14 protein-coding genes and 4 pseudogenes are annotated in these 15993 nt (G+C 34.6%); 6 read left to right on the top strand and 12 right to left on the bottom strand.

All coding sequences use genetic code 11. From position 1 onward, the window contains the following. Positions 1-265 precede the first annotated feature (265 nt). The 4 genes and pseudogenes from AAGD91_RS05150 to AAGD91_RS05135 all read right to left on the bottom strand — a co-directional run. A pseudogene (locus tag AAGD91_RS05150) lies at positions 266-423 on the bottom strand (transposase); the annotation flags it as partial. Then, positions 420-839 (bottom strand): group II intron maturase-specific domain-containing protein, encoded by a 420-nt coding sequence (locus AAGD91_RS05145; RefSeq protein WP_341821518.1) that lies wholly within the window; start codon positions 837-839, stop codon positions 420-422. The gene AAGD91_RS05145 and the pseudogene AAGD91_RS05150, both read right to left, overlap by 4 nt. 53 nt (positions 840-892) lie before the next feature. Further along, positions 893-1659, bottom strand: a pseudogene (locus AAGD91_RS05140) (IS5 family transposase). A gap of 29 nt (positions 1660-1688) precedes the next feature. Next, on the bottom strand, positions 1689-1823 hold the full coding sequence (locus tag AAGD91_RS05135) for a hypothetical protein (RefSeq protein ID WP_341820867.1): 135 nt from the start codon (positions 1821-1823) through the stop codon (positions 1689-1691). A gap of 742 nt (positions 1824-2565) precedes the next feature. On the opposite strand from AAGD91_RS05135, the gene mutL reads away from it, so the two are divergent. The 6 genes and pseudogenes from mutL to AAGD91_RS05105 all read left to right on the top strand — a co-directional run bounded on the left by mutL (position 2566) and on the right by AAGD91_RS05105 (position 9676). Further along, positions 2566-4392 (top strand): DNA mismatch repair endonuclease MutL, encoded by a 1827-nt coding sequence (gene mutL, locus AAGD91_RS05130; RefSeq protein ID WP_341820866.1) that lies wholly within the window; start codon positions 2566-2568, stop codon positions 4390-4392. Positions 4393-4460: 68 nt separating this feature from the next. Continuing rightward, the gene (locus AAGD91_RS05125; protein ID WP_341820865.1) at positions 4461-5399 is read left to right on the top strand and encodes a helix-turn-helix transcriptional regulator; all 939 of its coding nucleotides are present in this window, start codon (positions 4461-4463) and stop codon (positions 5397-5399) included. Between the two features lie 169 nt (positions 5400-5568). After that, a pseudogene (locus AAGD91_RS05120) lies at positions 5569-6243 on the top strand (JAB domain-containing protein). Positions 6244-6420: 177 nt separating this feature from the next. Next, a pseudogene (locus AAGD91_RS05115) lies at positions 6421-7638 on the top strand (hypothetical protein). A 72-nt stretch (positions 7639-7710) separates the two neighbouring features. Further along, complete coding sequence (locus tag AAGD91_RS05110; RefSeq protein WP_341820864.1) at positions 7711-8631, top strand: helix-turn-helix domain-containing protein; 921 nt, start codon at positions 7711-7713, stop codon at positions 8629-8631. 61 nt (positions 8632-8692) lie between these two features. Then, positions 8693-9676, top strand: coding sequence for a helix-turn-helix domain-containing protein (locus AAGD91_RS05105; protein WP_341820863.1), 984 nt, complete (start codon positions 8693-8695; stop codon positions 9674-9676). A 94-nt stretch (positions 9677-9770) separates the two neighbouring features. Here AAGD91_RS05105 and AAGD91_RS05100 read toward each other — a convergent pair whose 3' ends face one another. The 8 genes from AAGD91_RS05100 to AAGD91_RS05065 are packed head-to-tail and all read right to left on the bottom strand — an operon-like array spanning position 9771 to position 15958. Next, positions 9771-10373, bottom strand: a complete 603-nt coding sequence (locus AAGD91_RS05100) for a hypothetical protein (protein WP_341820862.1) — start codon at positions 10371-10373, stop codon at positions 9771-9773. A gap of 3 nt (positions 10374-10376) precedes the next feature. After that, entirely contained in the window at positions 10377-11297 is a 921-nt protein-coding gene (locus tag AAGD91_RS05095; protein WP_341820861.1) for a patatin-like phospholipase family protein, read from the bottom strand. A gap of 27 nt (positions 11298-11324) precedes the next feature. After that, positions 11325-11552: a hypothetical protein gene (locus tag AAGD91_RS05090; protein WP_341820860.1), complete on the bottom strand. Its 228-nt coding sequence runs from the start codon at positions 11550-11552 to the stop codon at positions 11325-11327. Positions 11553-11599: 47 nt separating this feature from the next. Beyond that, the gene (locus AAGD91_RS05085; protein ID WP_341820859.1) at positions 11600-12112 is read right to left on the bottom strand and encodes an ankyrin repeat domain-containing protein; all 513 of its coding nucleotides are present in this window, start codon (positions 12110-12112) and stop codon (positions 11600-11602) included. Between the two features lie 33 nt (positions 12113-12145). Then, positions 12146-13096, bottom strand: coding sequence for a phage tail protein (locus tag AAGD91_RS05080; RefSeq protein WP_341820858.1), 951 nt, complete (start codon positions 13094-13096; stop codon positions 12146-12148). Further along, positions 13097-13306, bottom strand: coding sequence for a tail protein X (locus AAGD91_RS05075; RefSeq protein ID WP_410541912.1), 210 nt, complete (start codon positions 13304-13306; stop codon positions 13097-13099). Then, entirely contained in the window at positions 13303-13650 is a 348-nt protein-coding gene (locus AAGD91_RS05070; protein ID WP_341820857.1) for a phage tail protein, read from the bottom strand. The genes AAGD91_RS05075 and AAGD91_RS05070 overlap by 4 nt, the downstream gene beginning before the upstream one ends. A 1-nt stretch (position 13651) precedes the next feature. Then, entirely contained in the window at positions 13652-15958 is a 2307-nt protein-coding gene (locus AAGD91_RS05065) for a phage tail tape measure protein (RefSeq protein ID WP_341820856.1), read from the bottom strand. Positions 15959-15993 lie beyond the last annotated feature (35 nt).

The following is a 15993-nucleotide window of genomic DNA, read 5'->3' as shown; positions in this document are numbered from 1 at the left end:
CATAAACAATAATTTTACTTGAGGTAGTAATGCCGATGGAAGGGATAAGCAAGAAAAAACCTTGAAGCCTAGACTTCGTTGAGCACATGTTGCCGTCCACTTCCACCTAACGAGTATAATGCGGCTTGGCAAATTTGTTGCCATATCAGACCGCGGAGAGAACCATGGAAGCACACTGCTCTTGTATGTAAAATTATTAAAGATTATGCGGGAAATATGTTATTTTGATTTATATAAAAATTATTGTTGACTTATGTGCAATTAGAGAACGTTTTTCAAAGCCTTTATCACGAGCGAGATGGTCAAGTAAAGAAGCAGTATACTACTACTCCCTCCCTTAGAAACGCAGCATGCAGGTTTCCCCACACTACGCTTGAGCCCCTTATCTAAGTTCTTCTTTTCTAGAACCGGCTTGTCTTTCATAAATCCTCAGAATACATCAACTTTAGTGGTGACACTAACAGTAGAGAACCTTCTCTTGAAAAGGAGCTTGCTAACATTCTTGTTCGTTTCACTCTCTCATCAAAATACTTTTTCCATTTTAAGTCAAGGGGATTTGCATCCGCTCTGATTTTAACATGTCGTCTGATAGGTATATCAATCAGCTTAAGCAGTCTTAAATACCGTATCTCTTTTGGTTTGTTCTTGCATATGGGTGCAGCAAAAACCCATTGGCGTTGACCCATTACTTTGAAGTAACGATTCTTTATCCAACGTAATCCTTTACGAGGATGTCTTTTCTTTGCCCATTTCCATAAACTATGCCAAATTTCATTGTCGATCTTTCTAAACGCTTTTTTAGCACACACATGGTGATAGTAATTTCCCCATCCTCTCAGTAGAGAGTTGAGTGACTTAATTACTATAGCCTGAGAGCATGTCTTGAAAAGATTTAAACGGTTAATTTAGTAAGCATAATAGTAATCATATCAAAGAAAATATTAATTTTTGAAGTAAGTGGCGAGTGTTTATAGTCCTTACTCATGCGCCTAAAATTCGAAAGCCAAGCGAAAGTTCTTTCAACAATCCATCGTTTAGGAATGACCTAAAAACCTACAGAATCACTAGCTTTTTTGGCAATTGTGAGTAGACATCTTGTCTTCAGAAAACAGCAATTTTGAAGCTCACCTGTATATCCTTGATCAGCAAAAAACTTCTGTAATGTTGGAGTTTTCTGTTTAGCTTGAGAAAAAAGATTCAGAGCGCCGTCACGATCTTGAATGCTTGCACTATGAACGTCAGCTACATTGATTAGGCCTAATGTATCTACAATAATATGGCGTTTACGGCCTTTTATTTTCTTGCCAGCATCGTAACCTCTGGATTCCCTTTTTGAGTCGTTTTTACTGACTGGCTGTCTATTATCCCAACCGATGGTGTATCATTTTTACCAACCATTTCTCTTCCCTTTTTCACCAAAGTGTCATGTATTTCCTGCAATTTTCCGTTATTACGCCATCTAAAATAATGATCATACACAGTCTTCCACGGCGGAAAGTCTTTTGGCAGCATTCGCCATTGGCAGCCACCTCTCATTATATACCTTATTGCATTAATAATTGCTCTGATGTTGTGCTTCCTTGGCCTCCCTATTGCTCCTTGTGCAACATTTGGCTCCCAAATTTCCCATTCCTTATCACTTATATCGCTTGGATACAATTCTTACCTCCTATTTTTAACTTACCTCATCATACCCTTTTTTTCTTTTCAAGACAGGTTCTTAGATCATCAATACCTGCTCCTCCTCTGTTTTCTTTAACTTTTTTATAAGCCAAAAACACTAGAGATTTTGGTATGTCAAACGGCTTTGTTCGTTCAATCATTTTCATTCTCCTTCAAGTTGAATGATTTACTAAAGTCAACTAGTTCAACCCCTTTGCTCCATGGTCATTACAACCACTTCTTCACTACTACGAGTTGATCCGCCCCAGTGATTTGCATTGCTACTCTAAAGCTTGAGGATTAGCCTCTTGCTTATCTCGCTTTTCATCAAACCGACTGGTTCCTGCAGTTCCTTGTTAAAGCCCAGATCAGACTCGCGCCACCTTTATGCCGAACACCACCTACACAGTAATCAGGTTTCTTGTAAGCTCATTAAGAGGAGAACGACTCACTCCCCCTTTCGATGTTCACTTCCCATTTCGACACGTTCATCAGTGGTTCACTTACGTTCGCCTTTCTGATCCTCACCTTCCAACTCTTACGCTGATTTTTCCTTAACGCTTATAACCCTATCTCTTAAATAGAGCCACTTAAGGTGGTTTGAAACCTGCTCCTGAAAACCGATTTCGAAGGACCTTCCTTCATCTTCAATAAAGCTTCTCACAAACATTATTCTGCTTATTGCTGCAGCACACAGTCATTTTTTGGATCTAGAAATTTAGATAAAGCCATAGGAAATTAACGAGAAAAACATTAATAATTATACACAATTCTGAAGAAATATTCAACTAAAATTCAAACATGTTAGTCAAAGAATGATCTTCATGAAAGGGCTTAGAATAGAATTTAATAGACAACCTGATTTTAATTGATATTAAACTGATCAGACTGAGAGTTGAAAATATGACAATAATTCTTTTAGACACAAAAACTATAAATCATATAGCAGCGGGAGAGGTAATAGAGAGGCCAGCAAGTGTAGTAAAGGAATTAGTAGAAAATGTAATAGATGCTGGAAGTTCAGAGATAGAGATCAAGATAGAAAGTGGTGGGCGTAATCTTATCACTGTAACAGATGATGGAAATGGAATAGAAAAGAACGATCTAGAACTAGCATTTATGAGGCATGCCACTTCAAAATTAAGCGATAGTGAGTTAATAGAAATCAAACATCTTGGCTTTAGTGGAGAAGCTTTGCCTTCAATTGCAGCAGTAAGCAGAATGAAATTATCATCTAAGGCAAGTGGAGCAAAGGAAGCATGGTCTATAAGTTATGAAGGAGGAGAAAAAGTAGGAGAGGTTATCCCTTGTTCTCTATTGGAAGGTATGTATATTGAAGTTCGTGACTTATTTTTTGCCACACCAAATAGACTAAAATTTCTAAAAACTGAAAGGGCAGAAACACAAGCTATAGTTGATATTGTAAATAACTTAGCGATGATTAATTATAGTATTGGGTTTACTCTCACTTCCGGTAATAAAAAGCTCTTAAAATATGTTAAGCAAACTTCATTGTTTAACAGATTGTGTGAAATAGAAGAAGAATTTCAGAGCAATTCGCTGGAAGTTAAAGAGGAAGAAGACGGCATCAAACTTACGGGACACATCTGTAAACCAACTATCAATCGTGGCAATTCAACACAGATCTATACGTTTGTTAATGACAGGCCAATAAAAGACAATCTATTTATTGGTGCAATTAGATATGCGTATCAAGATTTTATTCTAAGTGGGAGGTATCCTTTTGCAGTGCTGCACTTAGAGACACCATATGATCAAGTAGATGTAAATGTGCATCCAAATAAATCAGAAGTAAGATTTCAGAATAAAAGGCTAATATATGAAATAGTGAGAAGAGGGATAATAAAAGCATTATCAACGAGGTTTGCAGCAAGTGGTCAAGGTATTGAAGAGAAGCTGATTTTTAATGATAGTAAAAACCAAGAGCAGATTGATAGTAAAGAGAAAAAAAATCAAAAAGAGTTTTATGAGAAGAGACCAAGTCTTTTAGAAAATCGTCTAATGAAAGAATTCAACGCGCCAGACGAAAGAAAGCAAAGCTTATCAGGAAGTTTTAAGTATGAAGGTATAGAGAAATCTACATCACAGAAAGGAGTTATGGTTCTAGAAAGAGAGCAAATTGATTTAATAGCGGATCATCCTCTAGGGTATGCACGCTGTCAGGTCTACAACACTTACATTATTGCTGAGGCTGGAGACAGGCTAATTATAGTAGACCAACATGCAGCCCACGAGAGGTTGATATACGAGTGCTTAAAGCAAAAATCAAGCATAAAAAGACAAAAACTTCTTCTTCCTGAAACAGTTGAAATTAAAAACCAAGCTGGAATGGAGATGGTTGAAACTTATAAAGATGAGCTTTTTGAAATGGGTTTTGGTATTGAAATAGAATCAGAAGATAAAGTAAGGGTGAAAGAAATACCTGCAATTTTAGGAATAATAAATGTGAAAGAGATGGTGATGAATATAGTTGATAGATTAATGGAGATAGGAGATACTCTACCTATAGAAGAAAAAGTGAACAAGATATTAGCTACCATTGCGTGCCATGGGTCAATTAGAGCTGGAAGGGAAATGAAGTTGGAGGAGATGAATGAGTTGATGAGACAAATGGAAGAAACACCGTATGCTGGGCAATGCAATCACGGAAGACCAACGTATATAGAAATGAAACTAAGTGATATAGAAAAATTGTTTGAAAGGAGATGAGTTCAGTTTGTCAAAAAGGTTCCCAATTAAGTATACGTAACAGCTCTTCTGGTTATGGAGTATAAAATGTGAAAAAAGAGAATAAATGCTCTAATTTTTTAGATTACAAAGTAATAGGACAGGAAGTAAGAAATCGTAGATTAGCAAAGGGATATACTCAAAAAGATTTAGCAAAAAAAATCGGAACAACATATCAGGTAATACTACAATATGAAAAAGGAACACGCAGAATTTCAATTAAGAAATTATATGAATTAGCAGAAGCATTATCAACAACTGCTAGAGATCTAGCTTGCGGACAAGAAGTATCAAATGAGAAAGGGTATGAAGTAGAGGAGGTACTAAATCTAGTAAGAAAACATAAAGAGATTAAGGATCAAGAATTACGTGAAACGTTTTATTTATTAACTAAATTCATCCGTATTAGTGAGGAAGAAAGTGGAAAGGCAGTAAAAATAGAGGTGGCAAAGGGTTTAGTTAAGGTAGGAGTTTCTGTTGATGTTATCTCTCGAACAACCAATTTATCTATTGACGAATATGGTAATGATGAGAAAAAAATTTCTATTCCGTATAAAGTAGGTCAAAGAATAAAAGAATGGAGGTTGAGAAGAGGATACACTCAGGAAGATTTAGCAAGTAAAGTGGGCATAATAAATCAAAGAATATATGAATATGAACAAGGACGAGCTGCTGTTTCACTTGAAATGTTGGATGAAATAGCAAAGGTACTATCAATTAATATTATAGATCTACTTCCAGAAACGACAGAAAATGAGAATAGTGAAGTGGAACTATCAAGGTTAATAGAAGAATACAAAAAGATTAAAAGCCAAGAACTACGTCATGTATTAATAAAATCTCTGTTTGAAAGCATACAAGTTTGCAAAGAGAAAGTGAAGAAAGTAGAAAAGATGAAAATTGCAAAGAATTTAGTTAAGGAAGGAATTTCTATCAATATTATTTTAAAAACAGTAGGCATCTCTTTGGACGAAATTCAACAAGTTTGAAATAAAGAAATCATATCTTTTAATATTTTTACTATTTTATGAAAAAATAAATAAAAAAGATTGAAAAATTGATTTGACTTCACCCGAAAGCTATGGCTTTATGCCAAGACTGCTAAAAAATGGCAGTAAATATATAAAAACATTTTGTTATTAGTGAAGGGTAATTTTTATGAATAATAAGGAAAGTAGTAAAGATCGTAGAGAAGAAATAGAATTCAGAGCATTAGAAAGCAACGGTAAAGCTCTACTTGATCGTGAAGTAATAGAAACGTTTCTAAGTGCAGTGCATGACAGGGAAGAAGCTCGTATTATTGCTAGAAAGCTAATTGATAATTTTGGAATAGGAGGAATTTTAGGCCAGGAAATAGATGACTTGAAAACTATAGAAGGGATAACCGACTCTACAGTAGCAGTAATTTTATGCCTAAAGGAAGCTTCAAATAGGGTACCAAGAGAAGAGTTAAAGAAAGGACCTGTAATGGATAACTTGGAAACCATCGTAAAATATTTGAGGGTGAGTATTGGTTATTCAGAGGAGGAAAAGATGAAAATAATATATTTTGATCAAAAGTGCCGTTTAAAGGGGTAAGGAGTGTTTACTGGTACAGTGGATCAGGTGCCTTTTTACATAAGAGAAGTAACAAGAAAGGCATTAATAAGAAAAACAACGTCAATAATAATATCGCATAACCACCCAGAAGGAAGGTTAAAGCCATCTGATGAGGATCAAGCTGTAACTAAAGGCTTGGCTGAAGCTTGTCAGACTATAGGGATTAGGTTACTGGATCACATTATCATCACAAGTGTTGGGTATTTTAGTTTTAAAGAGCAAGGACTGTTATAAAGCAGATGTTTGAAGAGTCTTTCTTTTCATGAGTTGTTTAACTACTTGAATGAAGAAAGTATTTGCAAGTGCATTAATCATTACTTATAATTAATGAGAAAATATATATTGAATTAATAATAAAGTAATAAAATAGGTTGTAGACTTAGTAAAGTATATTTAATAGCGGAGGCTAATATGAGTAATAAAATAATTGTACCTTTTAATGATAAAGAGGGAGGTACTTACAAGTTAAACATTGATCTTGATAGATTATCAAAAGGTGAGGTGTTAAATGCTATTGTAGGAATTGGTCGTACTAAGGAGCAGTCCACCTTTGTAAGCAAAACTAATAAGGCTAAAAAGCTTGGAGAGGTGCCTTTTCCTAGCAGAAACGTTTGCGAAAACAAAATCAACTACGGAAAAGGGCTTGACTATATTTATGGTACAAAACCTGTAAGCGATCAAGCAGATTATCCAGAAGGGTTAAATCCATTTGCTTCATCTTTGCAAAAAATAAAGCCAAGTGCAGAAAAGTTAAGTTGGTTTAAAAGTACTGTGGTAGAGGCAAAAAGCGTAAATGAATTACACAAAACTATAGACCAAGTACTAACTTCTGGAGCAAGGCTAAATGCATGTAATGATGGAGAGTGGAGCTTCGCAGAATATGTAGTATTGGGTACACACTTTCACAGATTAGAAAAAAGTGATCGAAAAAAGATAATGCGTAAGCTAATGCTAAGTGGTGCAGAGTTTCATGATACTTTATTGCAGAATAAGCTGATAAGTGAAATCTATAATGAGCTACAACCAGAAGTTCAGCCACAGATAGATAGGCAACTAGAAGAACTAGAAAAAGCTGGCGAAAGTGCTGTTCAAGAAGGGGAATTAATAGATATCGAGATAGACAATACAACATCGTATATAGAATTTTCTCAGGATAGCAAGGTAGAGGTAGCCAAGATACTGTAAGGTACGGGCCCAAACAGAGGTTTAATTTTAAGAATGGGCAATAATGCAGTTGAGGTTAAAAGCGAGAAAGGAGATATAAGAAACTATACCGATATGTCAAATGGAAGCTCTATTCTATTAGAATTTCCTACAAGCCTTGGTAAGCTAAATATTATATTGTACCAAGATGTAAAAAAATATGATCAAGTACAAGTGAGAATAGCAAACAAGGAAATGTGGGCTGAATTACAACAAAAAGGAGAAGAAGTAGGGAAAAACTGCCTTTTCGGGGGAATGACAGTCAAAGAAGCAGTAGAAAAAGGAAGTTTTATGAGGTGTGGCATATGGAGTGAAAAGTATGCTATAAAAGAAATAAGAGAGGTTAGCAATGATGAAGTATTGTCTCCATCTTCATGGGTAAATAGGGTATGTGGAGGTAGTAAAGAAACCTTTAGGGAACTTTGATTCATCAACTTTAAGGTTCCAGAGATTTTCTTTTACTGGAGCCTTTGAGCTATAGTAGAAAATATTATATGTATGGTTCTTTTCGTGGAAAGAAGTCTAGACTATGAAGTAGGGCAAAAAGTAAAAAGTTGGAGGTTAGAGCGAGGGTATACTCAGAAGGATTTAGCGGAGAAGGTTGGTGTAAAGTACTGGGTAATACTGCAATATGAGAAAGGGAACCGTAAAATTCCAATTAAGAAGTTATATGCCATAGCAGAAGCATTATCAGTGAATGTTAAAGGTCTAATTTGTGAAGAGACACTACCAAATGAAAAAAGATATTTTGAAGATGAAGAAATATTAAATTTAGTAAAGGGATATAAGGATAAAGAATTACGCGAGGTATTTTGTCTATTAACCAAATTTATTCGTTTGAGCGAGGAAAGAAGCAGAAAAGCGGTAAAAATAGAAATAGCAAGGGGTTTAATTAAAGTAGGAGTTTCTGTTGATGTTATCTCTCGAACAACTAACTTATCTATTGGTGAATATGAGGAGAACAAAATTCCGATTCCATACAAAGTAGGGCAAAGGATAAAAGAGTGGAGGTTGATACGAGGATATACTCAAAAAGATTTAGCGAATAAAGTTGGCATAACAAATCAAGGAATATATGAGTATGAACAAGGGCGAGCTGCTGTTTCACTTGAAATGTTAGATGAAATAGCAAAGGTATTATCAATCAGTATCATAGATCTACTTCCCGAATTAGATGAGGATAGTGAAGCGGAAGAAAAGCTATCAAATTTGATAGAAGAATATAAAAAGATTGAGAGTCGGGAGTTACGCAATGTGCTAATCAAGTCTTTATTTGAAGGTATATATGTTTGTAGGGAAAAGGTCAGAGAGGCAAAGAAGATTGAAGTTGCAAGGAATTTAGTTAAAGAAGGAATTTCTGTTGATATTATCTTGCAAACGACAGGCCTATCAAATTGTATGATTGAGAAACTTTTGTGATCTCATAAAAATTTAGCCAATAATGGACTTTTGTGTGATAGAATATACATTGGTTTTATATATGTTTGCTTCTGTAGGAAAAACAGCTTTTAGAGGATTTATCTATGATAACTTAAAGCATATTGGCTCAGTAAGCTACGAGTTAGGGAAAAAAATAGAAGGTTATAGGATAGTACAAGGATATACTCAGGCAAAATTAGCAAGCAAAATTGGTTTAACACATGAGGAAATACATAACTTTGAACTAGGGTGTAAGGCTATTACAATCAAAGAATCGTATATAATAGCAGGAGCATTGTCAGTTAATGTTGTAGATCTACTTCTAGGACCAACAGTACTAAGAGAAAACAGTTGGTATGGAGATGAGGATAAAGAAATAGTCTATTTAACAAAAATACATACAGAAGTTAAGGATCAGGAATTACGCAAGAAGCTGTATCCATTAGTGAGGTTTGTATATATTAGCGAAAAAATTAGTCAAGAAGAAGCGAAAATAGAAGTAGCAAAGAATCTAGTGAAAGAAGGAGTTTCAGTTGATATTATTTTCCAAGCGACTCGCTTATCTACTTACGAATATGATGATATAGAGAAAGAAATTTGTACTGATTCTATACTCTACAAAGTGGGGAAAAGGATAAAAGAGCAGAGGTTAATACGGGAATATACCCAGGAAGACTTGGCAAATAAAATCGGGTTAACACCTAAAGAAATACACGACTATGAACGAGGATACACAGACATTCCAATTGAAATATTACATAAGATAGCAAAGGCATTATCAGTTAACATTAAAGCTCTATTTCTTGGACTAACAGAATATGAAAATGAGCCAGCATTGAGGTTTATAGGTAAATGCGAAAAAATTGAGGATCAAGAATTACTGGATGCGGTAGTCAAATCTTTATCTGAAGGAATGCAAACTGGTAAAGAAAAGGTTAAAAAAGCAGAGAAAATCAAGATTGCAAAAGATCTAGTTAAGGCAGGTATTGCTATTGATATTATCTTGAGAACATCTGGCCTAACTGCTGATGAGTTGAGTGAGTGATGAAGTAACAACTTGAATGCTGGATTAAAAACAGTTGAGTGCTGAGAAGTAATATATTAAAATATAAGTGAAAGTAGTTACATACTTAATATATCTATTTAACATCTCTGAAAATTTGCTTAGATTTCACTTGTTCAACAGATACCTCTTCTAGTTTTTCTGGCTCAGCTTCGGATCTTGCCGCCAATTTGCGTTGTTTGATAACTTTCTTCAATGTTTTGACCGCGATGAAGTTGATACTGAAAACACATGCCGAAGTTATGGCTAATGCTGGTAGAGGAGCTAAATTGAATATCGGCAAAATTGCCACAATCGTGCCAGAAGTCAGTAAAAATGCTAACTTCTTGCTCCCGATTATCTTATTTTTCTTAACCTTTATGGGGTTTAATTTTTTTACTTTCCCTTTCAGCTTTTTGAAGCCTTTTTTGAATATGTTACCCTTTTTTAGCTCTTTTTCTACGGGTTTTGTTTTTAAGCTTTTTATTTTTTCTTTTATTCCTTTTTTATCTTTTTTGATATTTTCTGCTTTAGAGGTTACTTTCGAGCATAGGTTAGGTTTCACCACAATTTCGGAGAGCGGTTTTGGCTTATCGTTTGAAATTTTAGCTTCTTGATCCTTAGTATGTTTTTTGGGCGAAACTATGTTTTTTAAACCTTTCTTTGCTTTGTGGCATAATTTTTTTAGTTTGCTTGGCATTGTTTATAGTTCAATATTGCAGAATCTATCTATTACTTCCTGGTTGTCCTCTATCATCGCATTTGCTTCTTGCTGAAGACATTTAATATTTTTAGGTGTTACATTATCCATCTCAGCCGACGCTATTGTCAGTTGTGATTGTATCCTGATGTATCTGTCGTCCATTACATTACCTAGTTGATAATTCACTACATCAAGGCTCGATGCAAACATCACATTTAATAGAGGCTTTATCCAAGCTATTTTTCCTAATTTCCTGTACTTTATTCGATTAGATAGTCGACCAGTGCCAATTGACACTAGCACTATTTCTTCATTGGGGAAAAGTTTTTTGCTATTTGCGTACGCACATGCCGCTGGATTATTGGCAAATACCCCTCCATCCACTAATACTCTTTTTTCTTGGTTAACTTCTAAGTACTTAGGTGCAAAGTATGTTGGTGCTGCTGTTGTGGCTCTGAGTGCATCTTTCAACTTGATAAAATTCCTGTCCTCTTTCCAGCTTTTGAAAAAAAATGGACAGTTATTATGAATATCATAACTTGTAATCAGTACATTACTTAAAGTGTTTTGTAGGGTATCATCACCAAAATATTTATCCAGTACAGATTCAATATTTTTATGTGGGTATTGTGCACAGTTAAACCAAGATAGTATTGATCGCCTAAAAAATGAAGACTTAAAAATATATGCTCCGTACTCTTGGTAAAGTTCAACCAAATCATTGGCAGAGTATTGAGGATTTCCCCGTTCATCTTTTTTACATAATCCAGCTACAACAATTCCACCAGTTGAAGTACCAGCCATCAGATCAAAGATTTCAGCTATCGGTCTTCTTGCTCTTTTTTCTATTTCTGCTAATACTATTGCTGGTATGATTCCTCTTATGCCTCCGCCGTCCACGGACAAGATATATTTGGTCATTGTGAAATGAAAATTTAGATAAAGATATTAAGGTTTAATTTTTCCGCTTAAAACTTGTAATTTAAACTCATCTAACTCCTCAGAAAGATTTTTTACCCTTTCCTCAAGTACGAGTACCTTTTCCATTAAACCATATTCAATGAGCTTATTGTGAAGTTGTACCCTTGAGTCTAACTTGGATAACCACCATATGAATGCTACGGTTTGGATTAACATGGTAATAATTACCGTAATTGGGATTTTTTGATTTTGCATAATGATTTAAAATGTGAATTTATTATGGATAGCTAATTTAGTAACTACTATTTTGATTTATGCTGTTCCTCTGCATTTGCAAGTAGCTTAATAATTTCTCTGTAAGGTTTATCTTTGTTGTTCCTTGATCTTAGTATAGCAACTTTTCTTGGCGTTTTTCTATCTGTATCTCTAATGGTAGGGTCTGCACCTTTGTCTAATAAAAACCTAATTGTTTCTAAATTTCCTCTGTATGCAGCAGAATGTAAGGCTGTCCATCTTTCATATTTTGCTGTGTTTATATCAGCTCCTTTCTCTATTAGAAATTTAATAACCTCCACACATCCTGCACCGGATGCATAATGTAATGCTGTTAATTCGGGAATCTGTGTATTAATATCTAATAGATTATTTGCTGAAAATTTTACTACTTCTAGGCTACAGTTCTTAGAAGCAATCCGCAATATTGTTTTATAATTATCTGTAGCTTTTGCTTTCATATAGCAATAGGTAATAATAACACATACTACTGTTACTATAAACCACCAAAAATGTAGCTTATTTCTTGCGTCTCTATTCATATTCAATACTTTTTTCAACATTAAACATTTGTTTTACTGATTTTCCCTTAACGTTGATGCTGATAACACAGTGCGATAACCTGAACTATCTAACACATGTTCTGCTCTGTCAATTATCCATTCACCGTCTATATCTTGATGAAACCCTAATAAACTAAGTTTCACCTCTGCAAATAGTTCTGGATTACCAAGCATAGTGATATCCAATACTGCATTATTTCGCTTCAGTTGTTTTAACTTAGCATTTGCTGCACTTAATGCTGATTCTACATTAGAGTAAAGCGTTTGTATAGTATAACTTGGACTACCAGAGCCAACTGTTTCTGATATAGTTTCACCTCTTTCATAGCTATGCCATTTTGCAATCACTGAGTTGTACCTGCTTACGGTAAAGTGCACTTTCCAATTTATCGTGTCTTGTGGTGTAATAGTTGTTGTTCCTAAAGCTTTCCCCGTTGCTGATTTGGCTTTGCCTTTTGGAATAAAGAGTATATATCCGCCAGCTAACTTTGCCATGGCCTCGCTTTCTATTGCTATTTTTGTTAGTAAACTTATATCACTTTCTTCTGTTTGGTTAATATGTGGAATCAACACATTTTCAAATTCTTCTGCAACTCTGCACCCATATCCGTGCTTTTCTGCTATTTCCTTAACCAAGTTACCTAAAGTAATTTGGTGCCATTCTTTTGATACTTTCTCTTTTAATGAGAGTCTTAAATTTGTTGCATGAGCCTTTATTAGTAAGGTTTTAGGTGGACTCTGTACCGTAATTTCATTAATTGTATATACACCCATGGGCGTCACTCCGATTTCCCTATACCCTAAAGAAATATTCAATTCATCTGGGATATTTAAGTTTTCATCTCTGTAATCAACATACACTTCAACTACATCGTCTATTGTCCCAGATTCATCTGTAAAGCGCAATGATATAACTCTATCTTTAATTGATTCACATTTATCTATTATAAAATCTGGCTGCATTTATTCCCAGACCTTTAATTTTGACTTTTGTACTGTTTTCTGAATAGTAGGAAGCTTTATCTTTAATCCAGCAGGCAAAAAGCTTCCATATTCTGCCAAACCTAAATTCTCTGCTAGTACTAATTCTACTATTCCATCGGTAAATCCATAATGTTTCCAGCAAATCAGATCTAGCATTTCTCCTTCTTTGGCTAAGTAATATATAGTCATCTATAGCTCTTCAAACTCAAACTAAATTCAACTTTTCTTGGTAGTCCATTAGGTAAAAAATACATCTGCTTTTCTTCTAACCTAGTAATTATAAATTGTCCTAAAATATTACCTAGACTATCTACTAAAACATGTGGTTTTTTAGCTTCTTTCATATTCTTTAGTTGATTTGGCCTGTTGAGATTATGCAGATAAATCATTCCTTCCAAATCTATATTTTCTACGCCTTGGCCGATATTTTGCAATAGTGGCATATTTTCAATACACTCAATTGTACTCCAACGATTTTCTTTACTATACTTCAAACTTATCGGAGTAAATTTATATGGACCAAGAGACAACATTTTAATAAACGGGGTCTATGGTATCAAACAGAACATCACGCGATTTTTCTCTTATCCTTTTTATTACTTCATCAGCAAGGCTACGAATATCTTGATTTGGCTCTACTTTAATGCTGATAGTGTAATTATTAGTGATGTTCTGAGTTTTATTTTGTTCTTTATTTTCAAACTTACTCCTTGCAAAATCTGCAAATATCTTATCATTATCGCTCTCTGTAAACTTTTTCTCCTCAATAAGGCTTTTGATTCTGAAGCTATTCTGATTTCTATTGGAAAATTCTTTAATTATACTGTTACCTAGCAAAGGATTTCCACTGTTGAGAATATTACTCTTTAGGGGACTATGTACTGCTTTTATTTCAGTGACAATACTTTTTCTTTTTTCAAATTCTTTCAGTGGGCTATTTTCCAATACTTTTCCAAATACACTTTCCCCTATCCATGAAAAAGCTTCTCCTATCGGTCTTACGATTGATTTCCAAAAGCTAGCAAAGAATTCCTTCACCTTTTGCCAGTTAGTGATAACAAGAGCTGCACCAGTGACAAGATTTGCTATTAAAAGTCCAATTGGGTTACTCATTACAGCAAGCGTTACTGCTCTTAGTCCTGTTATTACTGCAGGAAAAACTGTAGCTGATAAAAATGAAAATACTCCAAGTAGGTTTGCTTTCAGACCAAAAATCGTACTTCCTAGCAATGTAAATCCGTATCCTAGTCCTACTGCTGTAATTTTTAAACTTATCAAAGCTGCTAAAGTACTCATGATTGCCGTAGTTAAAGTTGGATGTTTTTCTGCAAATAAAGCTATATGTTCTGTTATTGTTTTTAAACACCCAGCTACAGCATTTAAAGTAGGCAGCATCACTGAACCAAGGTTCATACCAACTTCAGCTATTGCATTTCGAAGGAGTCGTAATTTATTAGCTGTAGTATTTGCACGATTGTTAAATTCGTCCTGCATTGAAGCGTTATATTTTTCTTTATCAGCTAAATGTTCAATAGCTTTTTTGTAAATGTCTAAGCTTCCTACTAAAAGAGCAATGTCATCTTGAAACCCAGCACCAAATAGATTCATAAGAATACCAGCACGCTCTTGATCATCTATTTTTTTTAAGGTTTCAAGGAATTGTAATATTGCCTCTGGAGGATTTTTTTTAATGGTTTGTTCTAGCTCTTCTATACTTGTTCCCATCTCATCTAATGCATCGTGAAATTCAGGACTTTGCTCCCTTGCGGTCTGTAGTTTACTAAGAAAGTTATTTATAGCAGTTGCTGCTTTTTCAGGTTGTTTACCTAAACTTATGAATGCACTTGCTAAGCTACTTGCTTGATCAATTTCTAAACCAAACTGTTTAGCATTACCGCCAATTCTATTTAGTGTAAGAACCATTTCTTTTGCTTTAGCAGCAGTATTATCTGAAAGATGGTTTATTATGTTACCTACGTTTTCCATACCATCAACTTTAATTCCATAGACATTGGATATTTTCGCAATAGCATTACCAGCTTCTTCTGCCGACATATCAAACGCTGTGGTCATTTTAGCAACTACTGTTGTAAACTTAATAAGATCATCTTTGTCAATACCAAGTTGACCACCACTTGCAGCTATTTGTGCCAGTTCTGCGGCCGATAGTGGTATAGTACGTGACATCTCTTTTAACTTCTTGGCAAATTTATCAGCTTCCTTTGCTTCATTATCAAAATTGACAACCTTTTTTACATCAGACATGGCCGATTCAAAATCAATAGCAACTTTGATTGGTGCTGCAAGTGAAAGACCTAGTCCAACAGTCTCTATAATTTGTGACTTGAAATGTGCTTTGCTTGCTAAAAAACTTTGGTGAATACGTATTGCAGACCCAAACTTACCATACTTACCTTTTAGTACTTCAATAGAAGAGCCAAGTTTATATTGATCACTTACTAATGATTTAATATTTCTTCCACTTTTTCTTACTTCTTCATTGAATGAATGTAAAGCATTTCTCTTTTTCAAATATGCTTCTTTTGCTTTTGTTGCGGAGGTTTTGGCCTTGTCAAATTCTGCTTTTAAAGTTTTGCTTGGTTTCTCTATCGCTTTCATTTGTTTAGCTAAAGATTTTACTTGATCTTCAAAGCCTTTCCATGACCTTTTGCTAGTCAAAACATCACTACCCAACTGCTTAAACTTTGATACTGATTTTAAAGATGAATCAAGCTTTCTTATATTCTCACCAAGACGAGTAAGTTGACTGCTACTTCCTTTTATTACAGTATTAAAGCTTCCATCTAAAATAGCTCCGATTTTTATAGATAACGTTGACATTTAAGCTCCTTTGCTGATTTGCTCCATGAAATAAA

It is taken from the genome of Wolbachia endosymbiont (group A) of Myopa testacea, assembly GCF_964027115.1.
GTDB lineage: Bacteria > Pseudomonadota > Alphaproteobacteria > Rickettsiales > Anaplasmataceae > Wolbachia.
Note: the sequence above shows the minus strand (reverse complement) of the source record. Positions and strands in the feature narration are given on the sequence as shown.